Source organism: Alphaproteobacteria bacterium, assembly GCA_040216735.1.
GTDB lineage: Bacteria > Pseudomonadota > Alphaproteobacteria > SHVP01 > SHVP01 > CALJDF01.
Map to the genome: position 1 here is coordinate 171,594 of JAVJOO010000004.1, position 23,676 is coordinate 195,269.

Genomic DNA, 23,676 nt, shown 5'->3' on the forward strand with positions numbered 1-23,676 from the left:
ATGCTGATTGGCAACTACAAGGCAAGCTACGCCGCCGACGAATCGATCTTCGGCAGTTGGCCCATGCGTTACGGCTTCGCCGCGATGGTCGTGGTTCTCGCGGTCCTCCCCTTCGCGGCCAACAGTTTCATTGTCTTCCTCGCCGTTCAGGTCGCGATCTACACCGTCGCGATCACTGGCCTCAATATCCTAACCGGATACACCGGATTGATCTCGCTCGGCCATGGCGCTTTGGTGGGAGTTGGTGCCTACGCGACGGCGATCTTCGGTAACTGGTTGGGGGTGCCGTTCTGGGTCGTGATCCCAATGGCCGTCGTTACGACCGCCGTCATTGGTCTGGGTTTCGGCTTGCCGTCGTTACGGATTCGTGGGCTCTACTTGACCATCGCGACGTTGGCCGCGAGCTTCATCATCATTTTCGTCATCGAACACTGGAAGTCGGTGACCAACGGTGACAGTGGCATTACCCTCGCACCAGCGTCGGTATTCGGGATCGATCTGGTGAGCGACGCGCAAAAGTACGCGCTGATCGTTCCCATTGCAGTTCTTGCAGTGTTGTTCGCCCAGAATCTCTTCCGTACTCGCGTCGGGCGCGCCTTCATTGCGATCCGCGACTCCGACTACTCCGCGGAGATCATCGGTGTCGGGTTGACCCGCTACAAGCTTCTCGCTTTTGCGCTGGGCTCGGCCTATGCCGGGCTGGCAGGTTCGCTCTGGGCGTACAATTTTTTGGCATTGCTGCCGACCCAGTTCGAACTACAGCTCTCGATTGTATTCCTGGCGGCCCTAGTGGTCGGTGGCTCAGCGCGCACGCTTGGGCCGGTTTTCGGCGCTATTTTCGTGATCTTGATTCCCGAGTTTCTCAAATGGGTATTCGGATTTCTGACACCGTTCAGCCCGACCATCGTGGAATACACCGCGCCAGCCAACACAATCGCGTACGGCCTTTTGATAATTGTGTTTATGATCTTCGAGCCGATGGGTTTGGCGGCGATCTGGACACGATTCTGGCGCTATCTCAATTTGTGGCCATTTTCACCGTAACCAGTCCATCACCGAATCAAAGGGAGAGAAGCAATGAAAGTCGATCGTAGAACGGTACTCAAAGGCACCGCAGCGGTTGCGGCAGCTTCAATCATGGGCATGCCCGCGATCGTTCGCGCGCAAAGCAAGAAGTGGGTCTTTGCCGGTTCGTCGCCGTTGACGGGACCGTTTGCCCAAGCCGGCACCACGGCGCTCAAAGATCTGCTCGACTGGGTCGAGATGACCAACGACATGGGCGGTATTGCCGGTCGTCCGGTGGAACTCATCCACGAGGACTCGGGCTATGTGCCGACCAACTCGCTCGCGAACTTCAAGAAGGCGATGTCGGCCGACGAAAAGCCGATCTTCTACTCCGGCGACTCGACCGGCTTTATGAAGTTGGTGGCGCCAGAGTTGACCCGCACGCCGGTTCTGTGCGGTGGGACGTCGTTTGCTTCCGATCTCGCAAATCCGGCGACCAACCCGTACCAGTACATCGCGGGCCCGACCTACCAGGCGATGTTCGATATTTTGCTGAAACACGTGAAGGACAACGGCGGCAGCACAGTTGCGTTCGTCTACTCGGACACGGAATTCGGTCGCGATCCGATCGAACATGGCCGGGCGGCGGCGGCGGCGCTGGGCCTCAAGGTCGTGCACGAGGAAATCACCAAGGCCGCGGGTGCCGAGGTCCAGACTCACGTCGCCCAATTGCGCCGGGCGAATCCCGACTTCGTCATTTTGCACGGCTATGTCACCGGTGTGTGGCCGGAAATCATTGGCACCGCACGGGCATTCAAGATGGAGACCAAGTTCCTGGGCACGTTCTGGGGCATGGAAAAGGTCATCGCCGACGGCGTCACGGCCAAGGCCGGTCCGATCCTCGACGGCTATGCTGGTGTTCTCCCGTATCGCTATTTCTATGAAGCCAAGGACTCGGCGTCCTATTCGAAGTTCTTCGCCTTCAAGAAACAAAAGTACGGCGATCAATTCCCCGGCTATGTCGTGACCTGGTCGCTCCAACCGATGTTCAGCCACGAGTTGGCCAAGAACGCGATCGAAGCGACAGTCAAAGCGGACAAAGAAGTCAATGCCGCGAACCTGATCGCGGCCCTTGCGGCGATCAAGGACTGGGACTCCGGCGGCTACATGGGGCAACCCGTCACCGTGGTGAACCACTCGGTGCCGCAGGGCCGGGTCTACTCCTACAACGCGGAGAACAAGCTGTTCCTGCCGGTCTCCGATTGGATCGTCACGTAGGACAGCGCAACACGGCGGCGCCCTTGGCGCCGCCGAAGCGCGGGAGGGGCCGTTGCTGAGCGTCAGCAACATCGAAGTATATTACCACCGCGTGGTCCAGGGCCTGCGCGGGCTGTCCTTCGACGTGCCCGAAGGCAAGGTCGTCGCCTTATTGGGTGCCAACGGTGCCGGTAAGACCACGGCGCTCAAAGCTATTTCCGGTTTGTTGCCGTTGGAGAACGGCGAGGTCACGGCGGGCGACATTTTGTTTGGCGGGCGGTCCGTCCTACGCGACGAACCCCACACTTTGGTCCGGCGCGGCATGGGCCACGTGCGCGAAGGGCGGCGGGTATTCGCCGACCTCACCGTCCACGACAACCTTGTTGCTGCAAGCTTCGCCCTGTCGGGGCGCAAAGACGCACATCCCGATTTCGACGACATCTACGATCTGTTTCCGCGTCTCAAGGAACGGCGTAGCCAACTGGCGGGCTACCTATCCGGCGGCGAGCAGCAAATGCTTGCGCTTGGTCGGGCGTTGATCGGCAAGCCCCAGATTATTCTTCTCGACGAGCCCTCGCTTGGATTGGCACCCAAGCTCGTCCTCGAAATATTCGACACGATCTCGCGCATCAACGAAGAGCGCGGCGCGACGATCCTATTGGTCGAACAGAACGCCAATATCGCCTTTTCCCACGCCCATTACGGCTACATCTTGGAGAACGGCAGAGTCGCAATCGAAGGTGCGGTCGACAAACTGCGCAGCGACGACGACGTGCGCGAGTTCTACCTCGGCGTTGGTGGCGCGGAGCGCAAATCGTTCCGCGACGTGAAGCACTACAAGCGCCGCAAGCGCTGGTTAAGTTGAGGGGGTCATGGCGCTAGCCGAGAACATAGATGTAGCGCACGAACGCTCACCTGAGGTTCTCACGCTGCCTCGACTCCTGCGGCACCATGCGCGCACCCGGCCGAACGTAGCGGCCCTGCGGCAAAAGCGATTCGGCATTTGGAACGAACTGACTTGGGCAGAATACGAGCGCGCCGCCAGCCATTTTGCCCAAGGTTTGGCCGCGTTGGGCTATGGCCGCGGCGACCATATCGCGGTCTTGTCCGAGAATCGCCAGGAATGGGTCATCGCCGAACTCGGGGCGCACTTGGCTGGGGCGGTGGTGGCGGGGGTCTATCCGACCTCGCCGGCGCCCGAAATCCTCCACGTACTCGAACTCACCGAAGCGAAGGCGATCGTCTGCGAAGACCAAGAGCAAGTCGACAAAGTGCTCGAAATACGCGATCGCCTGCCGCTGCTGCGCCATATCGTCTATGTCGAAGGGAAGGGCATGGCAGGCTACGACGACCCCGGCCTAATGCCCTACAACGATGTGATGGAGTCGGGGGCTGCAGCCGCGCGGCGCGATCCCGGTTTTCTAGACCGCGCGTTGGCGGACCATGATCCCGACGACGTCGCCTTGATCGTCGGTACCTCGGGCTCGACGGGGCCGCCGAAGGCCGCCCTCATCACCTTCCGCAACATCGCTTTCGTCGGCACCGCGTCGGCGCGCAACATCGGCCAGACCCTGGAGGATTCGGCGGTTTCGTACCTGCCGCTCTGTCACGTCGCCGAACAGTTGTTTTCGGTCTTCTTGGCAATGAACGGTGGCTACGCCGTGAGTTTTGGCGAAAGTTTGCGCACAGTGCAGTCGGATCTACGCGAGATCGCGCCGACAATTTTCCTCGGGGTCCCACGGATTTGGGAAAAGATGCGCAGCGACATCCTGATTGGCGCGCGTAACACCGGTTTCCTGCAAGGCATCGTTCTACGCGCCGCCCTACGCGATTCGCGCCGCTTCGACGATCCATGGAAAACCGACTATAGCCTCGCCGACCGCCTGCGCCGCTGGCTTTGGGAACGTCTAGCCTACCGTCCCCTGCGCAACGCGGTGGGCCTCACCCGCTGCAAGATCGCGATTTCGGGCGCGGCACCGATTTCCCTCGAGACCCTCAAGTTTTTCCGCGGTCTCGGCATTCCGCTGATGGAGGGTTTCGGGATGACCGAAACCGCGGGGGCCTGCGCCATCCAATTGCGTGAGCGCAAAATGGCAGGACGCATCGGCGCACCGCTAGAAGGCATTGAGATGAAGACCGCATCGGATGGCGAACTCCTGATTCGTGGCGGCTGCGTCTTTGCCGGTTACTACCGCAATGAAGAAGCGACTCGCGAGGCGCTACGCGACGGATGGCTCCACACCGGGGATATCGCTGAGGTATTCGACGACGGGTCGGTCTCCATCGTCGATCGCAAGAAGGATATTGCGATTACCGCGGGTGGCAAGAACCTGACGCCCAGCCTGATCGAAAACGCGATAAAGGCCAGTCCTTACATCAAAGAATGCATCGTGGTCGCCGACGGACGCCGCTTCGTCACGGCGTTGATCCAGATCGACTTCGACATGATGGCGAATTGGGCGGAACGCGAGGGGATCGGATACACGACCTTCCGCTCGTTGGCCGAACATCCGCGGGTCCGCGAGCTAGTCCAGCGCGAGGTCGATCGCGAGAACGCGCAGCTCGCCAATGTCGAGCGGGTCAAGAAGTTCCACCTTCTGACCAAAGAGCTCGACCACGACGACGGCGAGGTCACCGCGACCATGAAAATTCGCCGCGCCAAGATCACCGAAGCCTACGAACGCGAAATCGCCGCGCTCTACGCGTAGCCGGTAGGCTGGTAGGCGGAATTCCTGAACGATGTCCGCGCCAGGACAGAGCGTCATAGAAGGTTCTGGGAATTTCAGTTCGATTCGTTGGAGAAACTCATCGACAGCCGATAGACCTGCCCTAGGATAGGGCCCGCGTCCATCGCGACGTCTTTGTCCAAGGGCACCGATGATCTTTCACGTCTGTAAATCCGCTGACTGGGAAGCGGCCAAAGCATCCGGCCGCTATGCAGGGTCGGCCGACGATACCCGCGACGGCTTCATTCATTTCTCGGCCATCGAGCAACTCCGCGAAAGCGTGGCGCGGCACCGCGCCGGTCAGTCGGGCCTGGTGTTACTGGTGGTCGATCCGACCCCGCTCGGCGAGGCGCTGAAGTGGGAGCCTTCGCGCGGCGGCGCGCTCTTTCCCCACCTTTATGGTTCCCTGCCGGTCGAAGCGGTGGCCGCGGCCCACGATCTTCCGCTCGGTGCAGACGGCGCTCATATCTTTCCGGAGTCGGTTTTCGCGTGACGACGGCCGGTTATTGCTAGGATCGTGTCAGAGAACAGGGGAGGAGTCATGTTTCCCATACGTCATTCGGTCGTCGACAACGTCGCGCTGGGCGAAGAGATTCGCCGGCGCTGGGATTTGCCGGGTCCTTTCCGGTGCGAACTGATCACCCGCGGTATGAACGACGTCTACGTCGTGCACAGTGGGAAGGACCGTTTCGCCGCCCGTGTCTGGCGCGCGGACAAGCACACCGCAGACAGCGTAACCTGGGAGCTCGACTATCTGGCCCACCTTAAGAAAAAGGGTGTCCCTGTCATCGCGGCGGTTCCCGACAGCCAGGGCGCGCTGTCCTTTGGGATCGACGCACCCGAAGGAACCCGCCGCGTTTGCCTGTTCGAATGGGCCGATGGCGATCAGTTCTTTGCCGACCCCAAGCCCGACTTGGCGCAGAGGGTCGGCGCCACGGTCGCGCGCATGCATGCCGCAGGCGCCGACTTCAAGGGCAAGACCGCCCGCCCGATCGACTTCCCCGGCGAAATCCGGCGTAAGTTTCCGGCGTTGCTGGCCCGCCTCGACGACCGCCCCGACGACCGGACCTACTACACCAAGGTCGCGGAGGCGCTTCCTGAAAAACTCGAAGCTGCATACGCCGCCGGAGTTCCCTACGGGCCGATCCACGGTGACATCCACCTCCGGAATGTCTTCGTCACTCCGGGCGATGGTTTCACCATTCTCGATTTCGACACCTGCGGCGAGGCGCATTTGATGCACGACTGCATGAGCCCCGCCTGGGCCAACACCTACTTCATGCATAACGGCAACAAGAAGATCACCCCCGAAACCACAGCCGCCTATATGCGCGGCTACGAAGAGGTCCGTCCGCTGGAGGACTTCGAGCGCGCCTGCCTACCCCTGTTCATGCTGTCCAAGGAATTCAGCTACATGTGTGGTATGTCCGACGGCGTCAATGTCGTCGGCCACATGTCGTTCGGCCCACACCATTTCGACTGGTTCGCCCAGTCGGTTCGTCGTCACGTCGCCGAGGCAGGCCTGTTTTAGTTCCGTCGGCGGGCGATCGTTTCGGCCGGGTTGCGCAGAAGTATTGCCGCAAGAAGGGCGATAACACCCGCGGCAACGACGACCAAAAAGCCGTCGATGATTGCCATGCCGAGCGGCTCTGCAGGCATCCCTATTAGGTTCGCCGGCACCGGGCCGCCCAGCCGCGTCGCCAACGAGTGGGTGACGACTGTTCCGACCACGGCAACGCCCATCACTTGGCCGGTCGAGCGGAAGTAGGTGACGTTGGCGGTTGCCGCGCCCATCAGGTGTTTCGGCGCCGAGGCCTGGGCCAGCAACGTGATCAACGGGAAGGTCGAGCCGATACCGAGACCGGCGATCACCATGCTCGCGATCGCATGGGGGAGCGAGGATTGCGGCGTCATCAGGGCCAGCATGATGCCGCCGGTGAGCAGCACCGCGCCGGCAACAAACGCCATCGTCTTGTAATTACCGAAGCGTCCGACGATTAAGCCTGTCAACGTCGCGCCGCCGATGAAACTGAGCATCATCGGTGTAATGGTCGCGCCAGACGATGTTGCGGACATGCCCAGCACGTTCTGCATGAATAGCGGCATGTAGGTCGCGATGGCCAACATTGCCGCCCCGGCCGTGAGCGCCAGGATCGCATTGCCGATGTACGCACGATCGTTGAACAACGACAGTGGCAGCAACGGCGTTGCAACCCGAGTTTCGACCGCGATGAAGGCGGCAAGCAAGACGATCGCGGCGGCAAACAACCCAATCACTTCGGTTGATCCCCAACCGTATTGAGCCTGGCCGCCCCACACGAGCCCGAGCAGCAGCGCGACGGTGCCCGCGGTGACCAGAACAGCACCGGCAAAGTCGATCCGCCGATGCAACGGCACACCCTGAACGTTACTGCTCTTGCCGGGGAGCGACGGCATGAATTTCCACAGAGCAGCGAAGGTGGCGAGGCCGACCGGCACCATCGCGAAGAAGATCCAACGCCAACGTGTCGTCTCGTCGACAAGGCCGTCGATCAACGGGCCGTTATCGGTGAACCAGCCGCCGACCACCGGGCCGACGATGCTGGCGACGCCGAAGGTCGCCCCGAACATGCCTTGCCAGCGTCCACGCTCCTTTGGCGTGAACAGGTCTCCCAAGGCGATCATCACCAACGTCATTCCCATGCCGCCGCCGATACCTTGGATCGCACGTGCCACGATCAGCACATCCATACTATTGGCGAAGCCGCCAAGAAGCGTTCCCGCCATGAAGACGACCACGCCGCCCAATAGAAAGCGCCGCGCGCCGAATTGATCCGACAACCGCCCGACGATAGGAACGACTGCAGTCATGCCGAGGAAATAGGCCGTCATCACCCAGGTGAAGCGGTCTAGTCCGTGCAATGAAATGATGATCTTGGGCAGCGCCGTGGACAATACCGTCTGGAACAACGCCTGCAGCAGCATCGTCGCCATCAATGAGCCCACGATCGACAGTACCGCGAGTTTCGACATGCTCTGTGCCGGAGACGTTTCGAGATAGGGGATCGTTGTCGTGCGGACGGTTTGGTCCATGGTGTTCCTTATTCGACGTTCGGGCGCGGTGCGCACCCGCTGGTCAGGCCATTGAGAATGAGATCGGTAACGGTGCGGCCGATTCGGTCGGGCGGTGTCGGTGCGTCGGTGAGGGTCGCGCCGCGCAACATGCCGAGAATGAGGGACGGCAGCAGGTCGGAGTCAGCGTCGCGGTAATCGCCGCGCGCGATACCGTCCTCGATGTTGTGTTTGACGACGGCCAGGAGACGTTCGCGGCGACTCATCATCAGGCGCCGCGCGTCCTCGTCGATTTCGGCTTTGCGCCGAGTCAGCATGCGTAGAAACGACTTGTGGCGTGTGAGGACGTCGGTCGCGACGCCGATCAAGGATACGAGGCGCGCCCGCGGCTCGGCGTCTTGTGCTTCGGCCTGCTCTACGCGCGCGCAAAGTTCGGACATGAATGAATCGAAACAGGCCAGGATCAAGGCCTGTTTGGACGGAAAATATCGGTAGAGCGTCGCCTTGCCGACGGCGGCGGCGGCGGCGACCTCGTTCATCTGGACCTGCTCAAGGTCGCCTTCGCGTAACAGGTCGACCGTAGCGTCGACAATCCGGTCGCGCCGTTCGGTCCGCCAGCGCGGTTCGGCGTCGTAAGAAATAGAACTCATGAGTTCTATTTCTAGGAAGGCACCCGCTTCGTCAACGGGAAACCGTGCGGACTGCCGGAAACCAGCAGAAACGGCTAAGGTCCGGGCATGGTCGCGGCGCGCGGCCGCTCGTTTGTTCGTCCCGGAGGGAACCCACCATGCACCGCGGCCTCGTGATTGTCCCGTTTCCCCTCGACGACGAGGGGGTTGCCAACCGCAAACTTCAATTGAAGTCGGTCAAGCTCGGTCCCGATATCGACTTCGATTTCCGTCCCGTGCTGGCAAGTTGCACCAGCTTCATGAGCGACCACGATTGGTTCTTGATGGATGCCGGTTGCTTGGAAGCGGGCCTCACCGCCCAGGAAGAAGGCTACGACGCAGTGGTGATCGACGCGACGTCGGACTCCGCGGTCCTCGCACTGCGCAGCGTGCTCGACATCCCGGTAATCGGTCCGGGCCGCACCGCCATGCTGTATGCATTGATGCTCGGATCGCGCTTCGGCATCTTGGCGATGAACGAAGCCGGGTGCCTCAATCACCGGCAGTGGGCCGAGCATCGCAATTTGTCGCAGTACCTCGCTGCGGTCGAACCCATCGGCGGCGGCAAGACCGATGTCGCCAAACTGATGACCGGCAAGGAAGAAGACATGTTCCCGCTGATGAAGGCGGCCGCCGAGCGCGCCATCGCCAAAGGCGCCGATGTCATCCTGCTTGGTTCGACCACGATGCACCAGGCCGGTACCTGGTTGAACGAGAACCTGCCGGTGCCGGTCGTCAATCCGGGGCCGCTGACCTACAAGATGGTCGAGACCATGCTAAGCCTTGGCCACACCCATTCGCGCACCGCCCATCCCCGGCCCCAGGTCGAGAGGCCCGGGATGATTCACGCTATGCTTCGCGCCGCCGCCGCCTTCGAAAAACGCGAAGCGACCGACGGTGCGGCGAGCGCCCCGAAAAAGAAGATCGCTGCCAAGACAACGAAGAAAAAGACGAAGGCAGCCAAGGGGAAGCCCGCGGCGGTCAAGAGTCGCGCCCGGTCCGGTGGGGCCAAGCCCAAGAAAGCGGCGCGCCGCACCAAGTAATGATCCGGCGCGAGCAAAACCACGCGGCAGCGGGCGTTATGCCCGGTAGGCCGCTGCGGCTTGCGTCAATCGCTGTCGGCCTCGTCCTGTTGGGTCTCGCATTGACGGACCCTGCCGCTGCCCAAGGGCAAAGCGCCCAAACCGTCCAGCGCGCCGCCGTCCACCAAACGCCCGGCGGCGCGATTGTCGACGGCGTTCCAGGGGGGCGGTCAGTGCAGGTGCTGTCGCGTCAGGGCGCGTGGGCGGAGATCGCTTACGACAAGGGCGGGATCGCGTTGAAGGGGTGGGTTGAACTCGCGCGCCTCCACCTCGGTGCGGGTGCGGCGGCGCTGCCGCAGCACAAACCTGAGCCCACGCTGCCCAAGGGTTCCTACGTGACGATCATGACCACCAACTTGGACTGCAAGGAGAAGGCGTTCGGTGACGGTTTTGAATCGTGCGCCGTCCATGTTCAGGCCACGGTGTCGCTGGATGCGGTGCCGCCCGCACGTCCGACGGTGCGGCTGTCCTGCGGCGCGGAAATTACCACCCATAGCCAGTTCTCGCCTTACAGCAAGGTGCGCGAAATGACGAGCAAGACGTTCCCACTCAATCGTGTTTTTTCCTTGCATCAGATGACCATCGATTTTCGCTTCCCAGGGCCGGTCACCTCGGTCGACGGCGAAGAAGTCCGTTGTCTTTTGCAACCCCTGACATAGAAATTAGGCGCCGATGGACTTCACGCTGAGCGACGAACAAAGGGCGATCCAGGACGCGGTCGGCAGGATCTGCGCCGGCTTCGATGAAACCTATTGGCTAACGCGCGACCGCGAGGGTGGCTTTCCCGCCGACTTCGCGAAGGCCATGGCCGACGACGGGTGGCTCGGCATCGCCATGCCCCAGGCCTACGGCGGGGCCGGGCTCGGCATTACCGAGGCTGCGCTCATGATGCAGACCGTCGCGGGCGGCCCCGGCGCGTTCGGGGCGGCCTCGTCGATCCACCTGAACATCTTCGGCCTCAACCCGGTTGCGGTCTTCGGCACGGCGGAACAGTGCGCGCGCATGATGCCGCCCATCATTGGCGGCGAGCATCGCGCCTGTTTCGGCGTGACCGAACCCGACGCGGGCCTCGATACCGGCAGCATTAAAACCAAAGCGGTCCGTAATGGTGATATCTACATCGTGCAGGGCCGCAAGGTCTGGACCTCGACCGCGCAAGAAGCCGATCACATTCTGCTCCTAGCCCGCACTAGTCCGCGCACCGAGGGGGCGCGCGGTACCGACGGCCTCTCGTTGTTCTATACCGCGCTGGACCGCGACTACGTGACGGTGCGCGAAATCGACAAGATGGGCCGCAAAGCCGTCGATTCGAACGAGGTGTTTATCGACGGATTGCCGGTACCGGCCGCGGACCTGATCGGGAAGGAGGGCGACGGGTTCCGCTACCTGCTGCACGGCCTCAACCCCGAACGCATCTTAGTGGCCGCCGAGGCCATCGGGATCGGTCGGTATGCCATTCAGCGGGCCGCCAAGTATGCCGGCGAACGGGTCGTATTCGGTCGCCCGATCGGACAGAACCAAGCCATCCAACATCCGCTGGCCGAAAGCTGGGCCGAACTCGAGGCCGCCGACCTTCTCATGCTCAAGGCCGCCCAACTCTACGACGCCGGTAAACCCTGCGGCGCCGAAGCCAATGCGGCCAAGTACCTTGCCGCCGAGGTCGCCTACCGCGCCTGCGAGCGCGCGGTTCTCTCCCATGGCGGCTATGGTTATGCGAAGGAATTCGTCGTCGAGCGCCTCCTGCGGGAAGTGATGATCGCGCGCATCGCGCCGGTGAGCCAACAGCTCATCCTGTGCTACATCGCCGAACGGGTGCTCGGCCTGCCCAAAAGCTACTGACCCTGGAAACGCGAAAGGGCGGCCCATTGGACCGCCCCCGCGTGAATAGGCGTAAACGCCCTTGGACTATCGTCCGTTCGTCACGACGCCTGCGAAGGTAGTCTCACCGTCGCCGCACCGAACTGGCGTTTGTCGCCACACATTCCGCTAGACAATGGATCACCTCCTTCTGATTTGTTGAAGACGCACAAACTCTAGTGCAAATGGAGAAGCGAGGCCAGATATCTTGTGGTTCATGCCCAAAAAATTTGCCCCAGAAAACCGCTCGTCGGGCGGCCATTCCCGCTAACATCCGCCTTCGTCGGTTGAATTGTCGCTGCATCTAGGGGGTATAGGAAGTTGACCGAAGACCGTCATATGGCGCCGTTTGAGGCACTCTTTCTGCGCGACGACGCGCTGGAGCGGGTGAAGATCGAATCGGTCGAGGGCGTCATGGAGCCCGAGGGCCTCTACCTCAAGGTTCTGATGGTCACCGACAACATGCTGGTCTTTAAGGCCTGGAAGATGAAGGGCATCACCGACCCGTGGCAAAAGCACGACGACCACGAATCGGTGGCGACATTGCTGGAGGGGAAACTGCGCATGCACATCGGCGACGAGGTGTTCATGTGCAATCCAGGCGACGTCTGGCGTCATCCGGTCGGGGTCTTGCACATGAGCGAAGCGCTGGAAGATTGCGTTCTCATCGAGATCAAGTCGCCGGCCCGAAAGACCTGGACTTAGGAAGACCCGGACTTAGAAACACCTGGACCTAGAGGAGCGGCAAGATGGGCGATGGACTGGCGTGGCGGATGAAGTTTGGGGTGGTGACGCCCTCGACCAATACGATCGTGCAACCGGAATACGACGATTTGCGCCCGCTCGGCGTGACCAACCACGTCGGGCGAATGCATATCCCGGACGATCCGGTGACGAACGACGCGGACTTTGAAGAACTCATCCGCCGGATCGATGTCGCGCTGGAAGAAGCCGTCGACCGCGTCATGACCTGTAAACCCGACCATATGATCCTGGGGATCTCGGCTGAAAGTATCTGGGGCGGCGGTCTCGAAGCGGCGGAATTGGTCAAGGCGCGGATGAGCAAGCGCTCCGGCGGTCTCGGCGTCACCCTTGCGGCCGATGCCTTGCCGGCGGCACTCAAGGCCCACGGCGTGGCCGGTAAGGTGGGGTTGCTCACGCCCTATATGCCGACCGCCGAACAGCACATCCAAAAATTCATGGACGATATCGGCTATGCGGTCAGTGGCATGGTGCATCTGGAGTGCGGCGGGCCGGTCGTCATCGCCCACACGCCGCGCAGCGCGTTGCGTGATGGGCTGCAGGCCCTGGTCGACGGCGGGGCAGATGCCATCGTTCAATTCGGCGCCAATCTGCCCATGGGCAAATTTGCCGCCGTTGCCGAACAATGGTTCGACCGACCGGTTATTTGTGTCAATGTCGCCACCTACTGGCACGCGCTACGATCCAACGGCATTACCGACCGTGTGGGTGGCTATGGCGCGTTGATGGAACGGTACTGAAGACCCGATGAAGCCCCTTGTGACCGCTCTTGCGGCGATGACCGTCGCGTGCCCCGAACCCGCACGCTTTGCCCGCTTCCTCACCGATGTGTGGGGTTGGGAGCAACTGGCTGATGGACCGATCGATGCCGATCTCGAGGCGACCTGGGGCGTCGCCGCCGGGAGTGCCGGCGATCGCTTCACGGTCTTGCGTTCGCCCGGCGCGAACCGGGGGATGCTCCGGCTTGTTACCGGACCGGCGCGCCAGCGGACGCGCCAACGCGCGGCCCATTGGGGAGGTTTCGAGATCGTCGTATCGCGGGATATCGACGACCTCTATGCAGCCATGCTGGACGATCCTGTGTCCGCTCCCATCGCCCCGCCGCAGGATTTCGATTTCACTGCCGTCAAGAGCAACATCCACAGGGCATTTAGCGCGCACCTGCCTGGCGGTACCCATGTCACCATGACGATGGCCGTGACCCAACCCGAGGGCCGAACCTTTCCCGAGACCGACGCCCAGGTCGGTTACATTTTCGAATCGCCCGTAAACACTCCGGACTACCCGCGGTGCCGCCGGTTCTACGGCGAGACGCTGGGCATGATCCCGCTCCTCGAATCGCAATCGACCGACGGCCCGATGCACGCAGCGTGGAACATTCCACCCGGGCCGCTCTACCGCCTCGACATCTTGAAAGGCGATGCGCCCGGCGCCGGTCTCGGCGCCGTCGAAATCCACGGGGTCGAAAGCGCGTTCATCGACGACAGTCCCAACGACCGGGCGCTGTTCGACGGCGGGACCTGCATGGCAACCCTTACGACGGTCGATCTCGATGCGGTCGTCGCGGCGGTGCGCGGCACGGCGGACGCGGGGTTCATCGGCCAACCGCGCACTGTACAGGCGGCGCCCTATTCCGGTGCGCGCACCTTTTGTTTTTTCGGCCCCGATGGGGAACGCGTTGAAGTCTGTGAGGCGATGTGGGCGTGATGCAAAGCGACGAAGCGGCACCTGAGGGCGAGGACACTCGCCCCGTCGTCATGGTGACACGCACCAAACGGGTGCGCCGCGGTACACCGTGGGTCTTCTCCAACGAAATCGAAATGAGCAACGCGACCAAGGCGATCCCGCCCGGGAGCGTCGTGCGCTTGCAAGAACAAATGGGCCGCCCGCTTGGGGCTGCTTTCTTCAACCCGCACAGCTTGATCGCGGCGCGTGTTTTTGCCGGTAAAGCAAGCCAAGTATTTGATCAGGCTTTTGTGGCCGACCGACTGCGGCGCGCCTGCGCTTTGCGTGACCGGCTCTACGCCGCACCGTTCTACCGCTTGATTCACGCCGAAGCCGACGGCCTGCCCGGCATCATCGTCGATCGTTATGGCGACGTTGCGGTCTGTCAACTCAACACCGCTGGCGCCGAACGCCACCGGGACGCGATCACCGGGGCCATCGCCGAAGTCCTGGGCACGCAGGCGATCGTCCTCAAGAACGACTCGCCCGTTCGCGAACTCGAAGGCCTCACCTTGTACGACGAGGTCATCGGTACGTTGCCCGGCGACCCGCTGATCATCGAGGAAAACGGCGCAACGTTCCTGGCGCCCGTCGCGGGCGGGCAGAAGACCGGCTGGTTCTACGACCAGCGCGACAACCGCGCCTTCGTTGCCTCTCTTGCAAAGGGTGCGCGGGTTCTCGATCTCTACTGCTACCTCGGTGGCTTCGGGATTCAAGCGGCAAAAGCCGGTGCCAGCCGCGTCCTTTGCGTCGACCGCTCCGAACAGGCGCTCGCGCTAGCCCGCGAAGCAGCCGTCCGCAACGGCGTGGCCGAGGTATGTAGCTTCGAGGCCCACACGTTGCCGGGATTCATGGAGGACTTTGCGGGCGGCGGCGAGCGTTTCGACATCGTCGTGTGCGACCCGCCTGCCTTCGTCAAATCGCGTAAGAACCTGGCAACCGGACTGAAAGGCTACCGCAAGCTCTTTCGCCTTGCCGCCGATCTCGTCACCCCGGGCGGCTTTCTCTTTGCGGCGTCGTGTTCCCACTTGGTCGAACGCGATGCGTTCGAGGACGAAGTGGCGCACGCGCTCTCACTGGCGGGACGCAAGGGACGGGTCTTGCGGGTAGCCGAAGCGGCGGCGGACCACCCCGCCCATCCGATGCTGCCGCAGAGCCGCTACCTCAAGGCAATGGTGTTACAGCTCGACTAAGGGATCTCAACCGACCGGCGGGCGCGCCATGTGCCATGCTGTGGCCGCTTGGAACGCGGCACCTGCCCGCAATACCGTGGCGTCGTCGTACCGTTTTCCCATCAGTTGCACGGCAAGCGGCAACCCATCCGATGACATCCCGGCCGGGATACCCAGTGCCGGGACGCCGAGGACGTTCGCCGGCATGGTCACGAGCGGCTTCTTGAAGAACTGAAAGGCGCCGACGCTGGCCGCCTTCGGTGCCGCGCCGGGCGCGCCAGGTGCTAGAAGCACATCTATATCGCGCATAGCCGCGACATAATGGGCAATCAGCGATTCGCGCAAACGCAGCGCCCGGGCGTAGTCGACCGCCCGGATGAACGGACCCAACGAAAGCCGCATCCGGGTGTGGTAGCTGTAGTCCTCGCGCCGGTCGCGCAAATCGCGCTCGTGCAACGCGTACCCTTCGACAATGGTGATGACGATTTGCGCGGTCGCGAAATCGTCGAACGGCGGCAGGTCGACGTCCCGAACCGTCGCCCCAAGGTCGCGGAAGGTTGCCGCCGCCGCGCGGTAGGCGGCGATCCCTTCGGGCGACACAGCGTCGTCCTGGGCCAGAGATCCGGCAAGGCCGATCCGCAAGCCCTTGGCACCATCGCCGAGGTTTGCGGTGTAATCCGGCCGGGCCTGCGCAACACTCCCCGGATCGGCAGCATCGTGTCCGGCCAGCGCGTTCAAGAGGATGGCGCAATCTTCGACCGACCGCGCCATCGGCCCGACGTGATCCAATGTCGCCGACAACGGAAAGACTCCAGCGCGGCTGACGAGTCCATAGGACGGCATCAGCCCGGTAATCCCGCAGTAGGCCGCGGGCAGGCGGATCGACCCGCCGGTGTCGGTGCCGAGTGCCCCAAGGATCTGACCGCTCGCCAGCGCCACACCGGCGCCGCTCGATGATCCCCCGGCGTAGCAGGCGTGGTTCCACGGATTGCGCGCCGGCCGAAACAGACTGTCGTCCGACGGGCCGCCGTAGCAGAACTCGGTCGTTTCCAATTTTCCCAAGAGAATGGCGCCGGCATCGCGCAGGCGCGTCCAGGCCGTCGCGTCGCGCGTCGGCACATTGTCGCGTAGCAATTTGGAGCCGACTGTGGTGCGAATGCCGGCCGTCTCGAAGGCTTCCTTGAGGGCGATCGGAATGCCGTGCAACGGTCCCTTGTATTGTCCAGCGGCGATTTCGGCCGCCGCCGCCTCGGCCTGGGACCGCGCCAATGCATCGGTTCGGGTGACGAAACTGCCCAGCGCGCCGTCGATGGCAGCAGCCCGCGCGATCATGGCGTCGGTGAGATCGACCGGCGAGAGTTCGCGCGCCGCGATGCGCCGCCCAGCTTCGGCGATCGAGATGTAGGCGAGGTCGTCGGTCATGGCCGTTTGCCGCGGGGCTGGGCAGGCGATTCGGTGAGGGGTCGGTCGTCCAACCTGGCGACGACCGTCTCGAGAATCGTGATCCCCTCGGTCAAGGTATCTCGTTCATCCTCGGGCATACGCAAGCCGGCGTCGTGCAGGACACGCGTGATTTCTTCTTTGGACACAGCTGATCTCATGGGAGGGCGATGAGCGAAGTATAGCGCTTGGATCGATGGACGCGATTCATCCGATCGTCTCTTCCTCTGCCATTTCCCATGGCGGTACCGGCCCGAAGGCCGCGACGACATGGGTGATGAAAGCGCGCACCTTGGCCGGGACAAACCGGCCGTGCGGATAGACGATGTAGATGCCCGACGCGTCGCCGAGGCTGTACTCCTGCAGAATTGGTTGCAAACGTCCGGTTCGGACGTCCGCGCCGAGCATGAACGCGGGCGCGGCGACGATCCCAGCGCCGCCCAGAAGAACCGTGCGCATAGCACCGCCGTTGTTGGAGATGAAGCGGCTGGCCACGCGCACTTTGTTCCGCTTGCCGTCAGGTCCGATGAGAATCCACTCGTTCGGGGCGGACGCGTAGCTGTAAATCAGGCAGTCGTGACCGGCGAGATCGTCTGGGGTCGCCGGTGTGCCATGGCGCTCGAGGTAGGACGGGGCAGCGCAGATGATCATCCGGTTGTCCGCGATTTTACGCGCCACGAGGCTCGAGTCGCGCAACTTGGCGATTCGAATCGCGAGGTCGAAGCCCTCGTCCACAAGGTCGACGTAGCGATCATTGAGTGTGAGGTCGAGCGTGATGTCCGGATAGTGCGCAAGGAAGGCAGGCAGGATCGGCGAGAGGTTCTCCCGCCCGAAATCGATCGGCGCGTTCACCCTAAGCAGGCCACGCGGTTTGGCGTGGAGCTGCGTGACGAGCGTTTCTGCCTCTACGGCTTCGGCGACGATCCGCGTCGCTTGTTCGTAAAGGACCGCGCCTGCTTCCGTTAGGCTCAGTTTGCGGGTCGTCCGGTGGAGGAGACGCAAGCCCAGTCGGCTCTCCAGCGCGGCTACGTGCTTGCTGACCGACGACTTAGACATCCCAAGTTTGCGTGCGGCGCCAGTAAAACTCGCCGCCTCAACGACATCGTTGAACACAGCCATGCTGGTCAGGGTGTCCACGTGGCTCCCGCCTATGTTTCTAAGTTGGAAACAGTATTTCCACTATTAGGTTAATTGTCTACAGGCTCTGCGGTTCGTATGTGTGCGGGAGAGGGGCAATTTAGCCCCATGCCAACCCCATCGGAGGCCTACGTCATGACCAAAGTTCTCGTTCTCTATTACAGCTTCTATGGCCATATCGAAGCGATGGCCAATGCCGTTGCCGAGGGCGCAGGCAAGGTCGGCGGCGTCGAGGTTTCGGTGAAGCGGGTTCCTGAGACCATTCCAGAGGACGTGCTTAAGAAGGCGCACGCCAAACTCGATCAGGACGCGCCCGTCGCAACGGTCGACGAACTGGCGAACTACGACGCGATCGTTCTCGGCATTCCGACCCGTTACGGTCGCATGGTCGCGCAAATGGCCAACTTTTGGGATCAAACCGGTCCGCTTTGGGCCAAGGGCGCCCTAGTCGGCAAGGTCGGCAGCATCTTCACCGCGTCGGCCACCCAACACGGTGGACAGGAAAGTACGATTCTCGGTTCGCTCCCGATGCTGCTGCATCACGGCCTTGTCTACGTTGGTCTGCCGTATTCGGCTCAGGGGCAAACCCGGATTGACGAAATGACCGGCGGCTCGCCCTACGGCGCCTCAACGATCACCGGCGGGGACGGGTCGCGCATGCCCAGCGACAACGAACTCGAACTGGCGCGCTTCCAAGGCCAACATGTGGCAGAAGTCGCCCGCAAACTTGCTGCCGGGGCGAAATAGGGTAGCCGTTGCAGACTGACTGGAACCAGGGTCCGGTCGATTTCCGGGCTCTGGTGACTGTCCCGCGATTTGCTACACTTACGTGTTCCATCCTCGGAAGGAGACGCAGGTGATTCGCAATCAGCGCCACCACGCCGTTCTACCCGACGCCACCCACGACGAGGCCGCACGCCAAGACTTCGTCGCGGGCTTACGCGTGCACATGATGCGCGAGGTTTCGTCCGGCAACCGGCCGCTCTATGACACCAAGGTCCGCCCAGCCTTTCACCGGACGCACGGCCGCGACCCTGTTGACCGCCACGAAGTTCGGCGGGCGATGGACAAGGAGCCGTATCACCAAGCCTGGGGATCGCTCCTGCGGACAACGCAGGAACTCATGTGGGAGTCCGTGGGCAGTTCGATCGAACGTCAGATGGACGACCTCGTCGCCCGCGCCGGCGCCAATCCCGTGCGGCCAAAGGGTAGCCTTAGGCTCGATCCCGGTCTTGCCGTCCCGCGCTATCAAACCGCGACCGATATCCACGTGATGCCCGGCAGCTACCATACCGACTTGGCCGACGGCGATCTCACCGCCGGCGCGATCTACGACAAGGGGCTCTATATCTACGCAATGAGCGGCCTCGGCGATTCCAATCAAGACATCGGGCGCGGATGCATTGCCTACCTCAAGCAGACGTTCCCCGATCTGCGGCCCCTACGCATCCTCGATATGGGCTGCACCGTCGGTCACTCGACCGTGCCGTTCGTGGAAGCCTATCCCGGCGCCGAGGTTCACGGTATCGATGTCGGCGCGGCGAGTTTGCGCTACGCCCATGCGCGGGCCGAATCGCTCGGCGCGGCGGTGCACTTCTCCCAACAGAATGCCGAACGGACAGACTTTCCGGACGGACATTTCGATTTGATTGTGAGCCACGTCCTGCTTCATGAAACCTCAGGTACGGCATTGCCCAACATCATCCGCGAGTGCCGCAGGCTCCTCGCGCCGGGCGGGGTGATGACCCATTGCGATGTGCCCCAGCGCGAGGGCGATGCCTTCGATCTCGCGATCCCCGATTGGGATACCTACAACAACAACGAACCCTTCATGGGCCGGATGCGCGATACCGATATGCGCGCTCTGTTCACCGATTGTGGTTTCGCGCGCAATCGATATTTCGACGGCTATGTCCCTAACGACGCGTTGAACCGCGACAAAAAAGTCACGTTCCGTGGTGGCGACGGCCGTAAAGGCAAGCCGTGGGCGGTTTACGGTGCGCGCCTGTAATCCATTTCGGTATCGACGCGGTATTCACTGAGAAGGCGGCGGTGATCGCCCCAGTGAAAGGAAATTTTGCTATGCGCACGATCTTCGTCTTGGCCGCGGCGCTGATCTTGAGCGCCTGCGGATCGATGTCGCTCAAATCGTTCGAGGGAACGACACCGCCCCTGGTTCTCGAAGACTATTTCGCCGGCGACACCCGCGCCTGGGGTATTTTCGAAGACCGCTTCGGCAATCTGCGGGCGCAGTTCACCGTCGATATAAAGGGCACCTGGAACGAACCGACCCTCGTGCTGGAGGAGGACTTCCTCTACGCCTCGGGCCGTGCCGACCGGCGCGTGTGGACGTTGACCAAATCACCGACCGGCGCGTACAGCGGTACGGCGGGCGACGTCATCGGCGCGGCTGCGGGCGCGGCATCCGGCAATGCCTTCAACTGGACCTACGTGATGGATCTGCCGGTCGGCGACCGGACCATCCGTGTGCGCCTCAACGATTGGCTGTGGCTCCAGCCGGACGGCGTCCTCATCAACCGGGCCCGCGTTACCAAGTTTGGCGTCGAGCTTGGCGAACTGACGATCTTCTTCAAGAAACCTTAGGCAACAACCGGGTCGCTGCCCTTGGTCAGCCCCGCCGTGACGTCACGGCGTCGGCCAGAACCTCGAGGCACGCAGCCGTGCGATCCCAGTCGAGGCAACCGTCGGTGATGCTCTGGCCATACACGAGCGCCTGACCGGGCTTCTGGTCCTGGCGGCCGCCGACAAGGTGGCTTTCGATCATGACACCGACGATCCGCCGGTCGCCGCCTGCCACTTGGGCGGCGATATCGTCGATCACGGCGGGCTGGTTGTCCGGGTTCTTGCCCGAATTGGCGTGGCTCGCGTCGATCATTAGCATCGGTGTGACACCCGATTTTTCGGCGACCGCGCAGGCCGCGGCAACGCTTGCGGCGTCATAGTTCGGCGCATCGCCGCCGCGCAGGATGATGTGGCAGTCCTCGTTGCCGGTGGTTTGGGCGATGGCGCATTCGCCGTTTTTGGTCACGGCCAGGAAATGGTGCGGGTTGGAGGCGGACTTCACCGCATCGACAGCGATCTTGATGTCGCCGCCGGTACCGTTCTTGAAACCGACCGGGCACGACAGGCCGGACGCCATTTCCCGGTGGATTTGACTCTCGGTCGTGCGCGCGCCGATGGCGGCCCAGGCGACGAGGTCGGCGAAGTATTGCGGCGTCGTGGTATCGAGGAACTCGCAGCCGGCCGGTACGCCCAATCCATTGATATCGGCCAGCAAACGGCGCGCGAGGCGGAGCCCCTTGTTGATTTTGAAACTGTCGTCGAGATCGGGATCGTTGATCAATCCTTTCCACCCGACCGTCGTACGCGGCTTTTCGAAGTAGACCCGCATGATGATTTCGAGTCGGTCGCCCAAGCGCGCCCGCAATGGCACCAGACGCTGTGCGTACTCCATCGCCGATTTCGGATCGTGAATCGAGCAGGGGCCGACCACGACGGCAAGCCGGTCGTCGCGCCCGTGCAGGATGCCCTGCAGGGCGTGCCGCGAGTCCGAAACCGTCTGCATCGCAGCAGGCGAGGGGGCGACCTCGCGCATTACGGTGTCGGGCGTGTTGAGCGCGATAATTTCTTTGATCCGCAGGTCGTCGGTGGCGATCGTCATCGTGTGTTCCTCGTGTTGTCCGTACCTGGGGCAACAAAAAAGCCGCCAGGTCGCTGGCGGCTGGGGAAATGGTCGTTCACGTGGTGCTAAGCCGTGCGAACCCCTCCCGCCGCCAGAGGCGCCGGATAGCTAAAGTAGAAATAGAGGGTCGCAAGGGCGTTGTTCATCGCCGCTTTATAGCGGGCGTTGGGGCCGCTGTCATCTCTGGTGCGCGCGGTGGCCTAGGCACCGGCTTCACCGGCGATCGCCGACAGAAAAGCGGGGCCGAAGTCCTTTAGCTTGGCCGGGCCCACGCCGTTGACTTCGGCCATCGCGTCCAGCGACTCCGGGCGTAGCGCGCACATGTGCTGCAAGGTCTTGTCCGAAAAAACGACATAGGCCGGAACGCCGCGCACCCGCGCAAGTTCGCGCCGCAACTCTTTGAGACGGGCCAGCAGAACAGGATCGATGTCGCCGATGTCGGGGGCCGGCGCTTTCGCTCGTTTCGCGGCGGCGGCGGCGGCGAGGGTGAATCCGGCCGCCTCGTGGTAGGCAAATTTCTCGTCGTTCTTGAGCACGCGCCGCCCGCGCTCGCTGAGCCGCAGGCCGCCATAGCGGTCGATGTCGATCACGAGATAACCGCCCGCAACCGCTTGACGGATGAAGGCCTGCCAAAAGGGTTTGGCCCTCGCCGCGCCGACACCGAAGGTCGGCAGCCGGTCGTGACCCAGTTTCGCGATGCGCTCGGACGTCTTGCCCAACAACACATCGATCAGGTGCGCGGTACCGAATCGCTCACCGGTGCGCAGGACGGCGGAAAACAGCATCTGCGCCTCGGTGGTCCCATCGACCATGTTGGGCGGGTCCTGGCAGATATCGCAGTTGCCGCAGGGTGCGGTGGTCTCGCCGAAATAGGATAGCAACGTAACCCGGCGGCACTGCGAAGCTTCGCAATAGGCAAGCAGCGAATCGAGCCGCCGGTGCTCGCGCCGTTTATGGTCGCCGTCCTCGCCGTCCTGTTCAATGAACTGACGGCGCATCCGGATGTCGTCCAATCCGTACACCATGAAGACGTCGGCGGGCGTCCCGTCGCGCCCCGCGCGGCCGACCTCTTGGTAATACGCTTCCATACTGCCGGGCAGGTTGAGATGAAAGACGAACCTGATATCCGGCTTGTCGATACCCATGCCAAACGCGATCGTCGCCACCATCACGACGCCGTCTTCGGCCATGAAGGTTTCTTGGTTTTCCTTGCGCACACTTGCGTCGAGTCCGGCGTGATAGGGCAGGGCTTGCACCCCGGCACTTTCAAGGAGGGTGGCGACTTCCTCCGTCAGTCGTCGGGACAGACAATAAACGATCCCGGATTGACCGCGGCGCGAGTCGAGAAAGGCGAGAAGTTGATCGCGCCATTTCGTCTTCGGGGTGACGCCCAGCCACAGGTTCGGTCGATCGAAGCCCTGGACCACGACCTCCCCACGGCCGCCAAAAAGTTTGTCGGCAATGTCACGTTGGGTGGCGGTATCAGCGGTCGCGGTGAAGCCGGCGATCGTTGCACGGGGAAACCGTTCCTTGAGGGCCGCAAGCGCGCCGTATTCGGGACGAAAGCTGATCCCCCACTTGGACACGCAATGCGCTTCGTCGATCACGAACATCGCCGGGTCGAGGCGTTCCAGCGCCGTCAACATCCGCTCGCTCATCAAGCGCTCGGGCGACATGTAGAGCATTCTGGCATTGCCCGCCTCGGCTTCGCGCCAGTCATCGACATTGTCCTCGCGCGACCGTCCGGAATGAATCCGTGCCGCGGCGACGCCGTTGGCCCGCAACGCTGCAACCTGATCGTCGATCAGTGCCACCAAAGGCGAGACGACCACCGTCAAGCGCTCCTGAATGAGGGCCGGTACCTGGTAGCACAGCGATTTACCCGCCCCGGTCGGCATCACCGCCAGGACATGCCGACCCGCAAGCAACGTTTCCACGATCTCCCGTTGCCCCGGTCGAAAGGATCGGAACCCAAAGGTATCGCGCAGGATGTCGTCAGGACTAGCGGCAGGCACAGGCGGTCCGTTGAAGCATGGACGGGTTTCTAGCACACCTGGGCCGAGTGCGCCGTCAGCGGGGTCTTTCGTGGAT

At 62.5% G+C, this 23,676-nt stretch carries 23 protein-coding genes; 16 read left to right on the forward strand and 7 right to left on the reverse strand.

What is annotated here, in order from left to right; genetic code table 11:
• The 6 genes from RID42_11180 (at nt 1) to RID42_11205 (ending at nt 6,519) form a co-directional block, all read left to right on the forward strand.
• Nucleotides 1-1,044 (forward strand): branched-chain amino acid ABC transporter permease, encoded by a 1,044-nt coding sequence (locus tag RID42_11180; GenBank protein ID MEQ8248229.1) that lies wholly within the window; start codon nt 1-3, stop codon nt 1,042-1,044.
• Nucleotides 1,045-1,077: 33 nt separating this feature from the next.
• A complete protein-coding gene (locus RID42_11185) occupies nt 1,078-2,283 on the forward strand; it encodes an ABC transporter substrate-binding protein (GenBank protein MEQ8248230.1) in 1,206 nt (401 codons plus the stop codon).
• A gap of 52 nt (nt 2,284-2,335) precedes the next feature.
• Complete coding sequence (locus RID42_11190) at nt 2,336-3,127, forward strand: ABC transporter ATP-binding protein (protein MEQ8248231.1); 792 nt, start codon at nt 2,336-2,338, stop codon at nt 3,125-3,127.
• A gap of 7 nt (nt 3,128-3,134) precedes the next feature.
• A complete protein-coding gene (locus tag RID42_11195; GenBank protein ID MEQ8248232.1) occupies nt 3,135-4,970 on the forward strand; it encodes an AMP-binding protein in 1,836 nt (611 codons plus the stop codon).
• Nucleotides 4,971-5,139: 169 nt separating this feature from the next.
• A complete protein-coding gene (locus tag RID42_11200) occupies nt 5,140-5,481 on the forward strand; it encodes a DUF952 domain-containing protein (GenBank protein MEQ8248233.1) in 342 nt (113 codons plus the stop codon).
• Nucleotides 5,482-5,529: 48 nt separating this feature from the next.
• Nucleotides 5,530-6,519 (forward strand): phosphotransferase, encoded by a 990-nt coding sequence (locus RID42_11205; GenBank protein MEQ8248234.1) that lies wholly within the window; start codon nt 5,530-5,532, stop codon nt 6,517-6,519.
• Here RID42_11205 and RID42_11210 read toward each other — a convergent pair.
• Nucleotides 6,516-8,060 (reverse strand): MFS transporter, encoded by a 1,545-nt coding sequence (locus RID42_11210; GenBank protein MEQ8248235.1) that lies wholly within the window; start codon nt 8,058-8,060, stop codon nt 6,516-6,518. The genes RID42_11205 and RID42_11210 overlap by 4 nt on opposite strands.
• A gap of 8 nt (nt 8,061-8,068) precedes the next feature.
• On the reverse strand, nt 8,069-8,689 hold the full coding sequence (locus tag RID42_11215) for a TetR/AcrR family transcriptional regulator (GenBank protein ID MEQ8248236.1): 621 nt from the start codon (nt 8,687-8,689) through the stop codon (nt 8,069-8,071).
• Nucleotides 8,690-8,826: 137 nt separating this feature from the next.
• Here RID42_11215 and RID42_11220 point away from each other — a divergent pair, with 137 nt between their 5' ends.
• From RID42_11220 to RID42_11250, 7 genes are all read left to right on the forward strand, one after another.
• A complete protein-coding gene (locus RID42_11220) occupies nt 8,827-9,750 on the forward strand; it encodes an aspartate/glutamate racemase family protein (protein ID MEQ8248237.1) in 924 nt (307 codons plus the stop codon).
• Nucleotides 9,751-9,788: 38 nt separating this feature from the next.
• Nucleotides 9,789-10,448, forward strand: coding sequence for a hypothetical protein (locus RID42_11225; GenBank protein MEQ8248238.1), 660 nt, complete (start codon nt 9,789-9,791; stop codon nt 10,446-10,448).
• 13 nt (nt 10,449-10,461) lie between these two features.
• Nucleotides 10,462-11,628 (forward strand): acyl-CoA dehydrogenase family protein, encoded by a 1,167-nt coding sequence (locus tag RID42_11230; protein MEQ8248239.1) that lies wholly within the window; start codon nt 10,462-10,464, stop codon nt 11,626-11,628.
• A 357-nt stretch (nt 11,629-11,985) separates the two neighbouring features.
• Nucleotides 11,986-12,351 carry a hypothetical protein gene (locus tag RID42_11235; protein ID MEQ8248240.1) on the forward strand — a complete coding sequence of 122 codons (366 nt, stop codon included), beginning with the start codon at nt 11,986-11,988 and terminating at the stop codon, nt 12,349-12,351.
• A 44-nt stretch (nt 12,352-12,395) separates the two neighbouring features.
• Nucleotides 12,396-13,148, forward strand: a complete 753-nt coding sequence (locus RID42_11240) for an IgiC (GenBank protein ID MEQ8248241.1) — start codon at nt 12,396-12,398, stop codon at nt 13,146-13,148.
• Between the two features lie 7 nt (nt 13,149-13,155).
• Nucleotides 13,156-14,115, forward strand: coding sequence for a hypothetical protein (locus tag RID42_11245; GenBank protein ID MEQ8248242.1), 960 nt, complete (start codon nt 13,156-13,158; stop codon nt 14,113-14,115).
• Nucleotides 14,115-15,326, forward strand: a complete 1,212-nt coding sequence (locus tag RID42_11250; GenBank protein ID MEQ8248243.1) for a class I SAM-dependent rRNA methyltransferase — start codon at nt 14,115-14,117, stop codon at nt 15,324-15,326. Before RID42_11245 ends, RID42_11250 begins: the two co-directional genes overlap by 1 nt.
• A 6-nt stretch (nt 15,327-15,332) precedes the next feature.
• Here RID42_11250 and RID42_11255 read toward each other — a convergent pair whose 3' ends face one another.
• From RID42_11255 to RID42_11265, 3 genes are read right to left on the reverse strand one after another with little or no spacing between them, the layout of a single operon-like run.
• Nucleotides 15,333-16,727, reverse strand: coding sequence for an amidase (locus tag RID42_11255; protein MEQ8248244.1), 1,395 nt, complete (start codon nt 16,725-16,727; stop codon nt 15,333-15,335).
• Nucleotides 16,724-16,894: a hypothetical protein gene (locus tag RID42_11260; GenBank protein ID MEQ8248245.1), complete on the reverse strand. Its 171-nt coding sequence runs from the start codon at nt 16,892-16,894 to the stop codon at nt 16,724-16,726. The genes RID42_11255 and RID42_11260 overlap by 4 nt, the downstream gene beginning before the upstream one ends.
• Nucleotides 16,895-16,952: 58 nt before the next feature.
• Nucleotides 16,953-17,882, reverse strand: a complete 930-nt coding sequence (locus tag RID42_11265; GenBank protein ID MEQ8248246.1) for a LysR family transcriptional regulator — start codon at nt 17,880-17,882, stop codon at nt 16,953-16,955.
• A gap of 135 nt (nt 17,883-18,017) precedes the next feature.
• Here RID42_11265 and wrbA point away from each other — a divergent pair, with 135 nt between their 5' ends.
• The 3 genes from wrbA (at nt 18,018) to RID42_11280 (ending at nt 20,486) form a co-directional block, all read left to right on the forward strand.
• Nucleotides 18,018-18,629 carry an NAD(P)H:quinone oxidoreductase gene (gene wrbA / locus RID42_11270; GenBank protein ID MEQ8248247.1) on the forward strand — a complete coding sequence of 204 codons (612 nt, stop codon included), beginning with the start codon at nt 18,018-18,020 and terminating at the stop codon, nt 18,627-18,629.
• A 109-nt stretch (nt 18,630-18,738) separates the two neighbouring features.
• On the forward strand, nt 18,739-19,893 hold the full coding sequence (locus RID42_11275; protein MEQ8248248.1) for a class I SAM-dependent methyltransferase: 1,155 nt from the start codon (nt 18,739-18,741) through the stop codon (nt 19,891-19,893).
• A 71-nt stretch (nt 19,894-19,964) separates the two neighbouring features.
• Nucleotides 19,965-20,486: a DUF3833 family protein gene (locus RID42_11280; protein ID MEQ8248249.1), complete on the forward strand. Its 522-nt coding sequence runs from the start codon at nt 19,965-19,967 to the stop codon at nt 20,484-20,486.
• 25 nt (nt 20,487-20,511) lie between these two features.
• On the opposite strand, the gene RID42_11285 is transcribed toward RID42_11280, so the two are convergent.
• Both RID42_11285 and recQ read right to left on the reverse strand, forming a co-directional pair.
• Nucleotides 20,512-21,564 carry a 3-deoxy-7-phosphoheptulonate synthase gene (locus RID42_11285; protein MEQ8248250.1) on the reverse strand — a complete coding sequence of 351 codons (1,053 nt, stop codon included), beginning with the start codon at nt 21,562-21,564 and terminating at the stop codon, nt 20,512-20,514.
• A 221-nt stretch (nt 21,565-21,785) separates the two neighbouring features.
• Nucleotides 21,786-23,600 carry a DNA helicase RecQ gene (gene recQ, locus RID42_11290; protein MEQ8248251.1) on the reverse strand — a complete coding sequence of 605 codons (1,815 nt, stop codon included), beginning with the start codon at nt 23,598-23,600 and terminating at the stop codon, nt 21,786-21,788.
• Nucleotides 23,601-23,676: the final 76 nt, after the last annotated feature.

What these genes read in the sequence shown, in the direction of transcription:
- RID42_11180 (MEQ8248229.1), top strand. Translation starts at nt 1, where the DNA reads ATGCTGATTGGCAACTACAAGGCAAGCTACGCCGCCGACGAATCGATC.
- RID42_11185 (MEQ8248230.1), top strand. Translation starts at nt 1,078, where the DNA reads ATGAAAGTCGATCGTAGAACGGTACTCAAAGGCACCGCAGCGGTTGCG.
- RID42_11195 (MEQ8248232.1), top strand. Translation starts at nt 3,135, where the DNA reads ATGGCGCTAGCCGAGAACATAGATGTAGCGCACGAACGCTCACCTGAG.
- RID42_11200 (MEQ8248233.1), top strand. Translation starts at nt 5,140, where the DNA reads ATGATCTTTCACGTCTGTAAATCCGCTGACTGGGAAGCGGCCAAAGCA.
- RID42_11205 (MEQ8248234.1), top strand. Translation starts at nt 5,530, where the DNA reads ATGTTTCCCATACGTCATTCGGTCGTCGACAACGTCGCGCTGGGCGAA.
- RID42_11210 (MEQ8248235.1), bottom strand. Translation starts at nt 8,060, where the DNA reads ATGGACCAAACCGTCCGCACGACAACGATCCCCTATCTCGAAACGTCT.
- RID42_11215 (MEQ8248236.1), bottom strand. Translation starts at nt 8,689, where the DNA reads ATGAGTTCTATTTCTTACGACGCCGAACCGCGCTGGCGGACCGAACGG.
- RID42_11220 (MEQ8248237.1), top strand. Translation starts at nt 8,827, where the DNA reads ATGCACCGCGGCCTCGTGATTGTCCCGTTTCCCCTCGACGACGAGGGG.
- RID42_11225 (MEQ8248238.1), top strand. Translation starts at nt 9,789, where the DNA reads ATGCCCGGTAGGCCGCTGCGGCTTGCGTCAATCGCTGTCGGCCTCGTC.
- RID42_11230 (MEQ8248239.1), top strand. Translation starts at nt 10,462, where the DNA reads ATGGACTTCACGCTGAGCGACGAACAAAGGGCGATCCAGGACGCGGTC.
- RID42_11235 (MEQ8248240.1), top strand. Translation starts at nt 11,986, where the DNA reads ATGGCGCCGTTTGAGGCACTCTTTCTGCGCGACGACGCGCTGGAGCGG.
- RID42_11240 (MEQ8248241.1), top strand. Translation starts at nt 12,396, where the DNA reads ATGGGCGATGGACTGGCGTGGCGGATGAAGTTTGGGGTGGTGACGCCC.
- RID42_11245 (MEQ8248242.1), top strand. Translation starts at nt 13,156, where the DNA reads ATGAAGCCCCTTGTGACCGCTCTTGCGGCGATGACCGTCGCGTGCCCC.
- RID42_11250 (MEQ8248243.1), top strand. Translation starts at nt 14,115, where the DNA reads ATGCAAAGCGACGAAGCGGCACCTGAGGGCGAGGACACTCGCCCCGTC.
- RID42_11255 (MEQ8248244.1), bottom strand. Translation starts at nt 16,727, where the DNA reads ATGACCGACGACCTCGCCTACATCTCGATCGCCGAAGCTGGGCGGCGC.
- wrbA (MEQ8248247.1), top strand. Translation starts at nt 18,018, where the DNA reads ATGACCAAAGTTCTCGTTCTCTATTACAGCTTCTATGGCCATATCGAA.
- RID42_11280 (MEQ8248249.1), top strand. Translation starts at nt 19,965, where the DNA reads ATGCGCACGATCTTCGTCTTGGCCGCGGCGCTGATCTTGAGCGCCTGC.
- RID42_11285 (MEQ8248250.1), bottom strand. Translation starts at nt 21,564, where the DNA reads ATGACGATCGCCACCGACGACCTGCGGATCAAAGAAATTATCGCGCTC.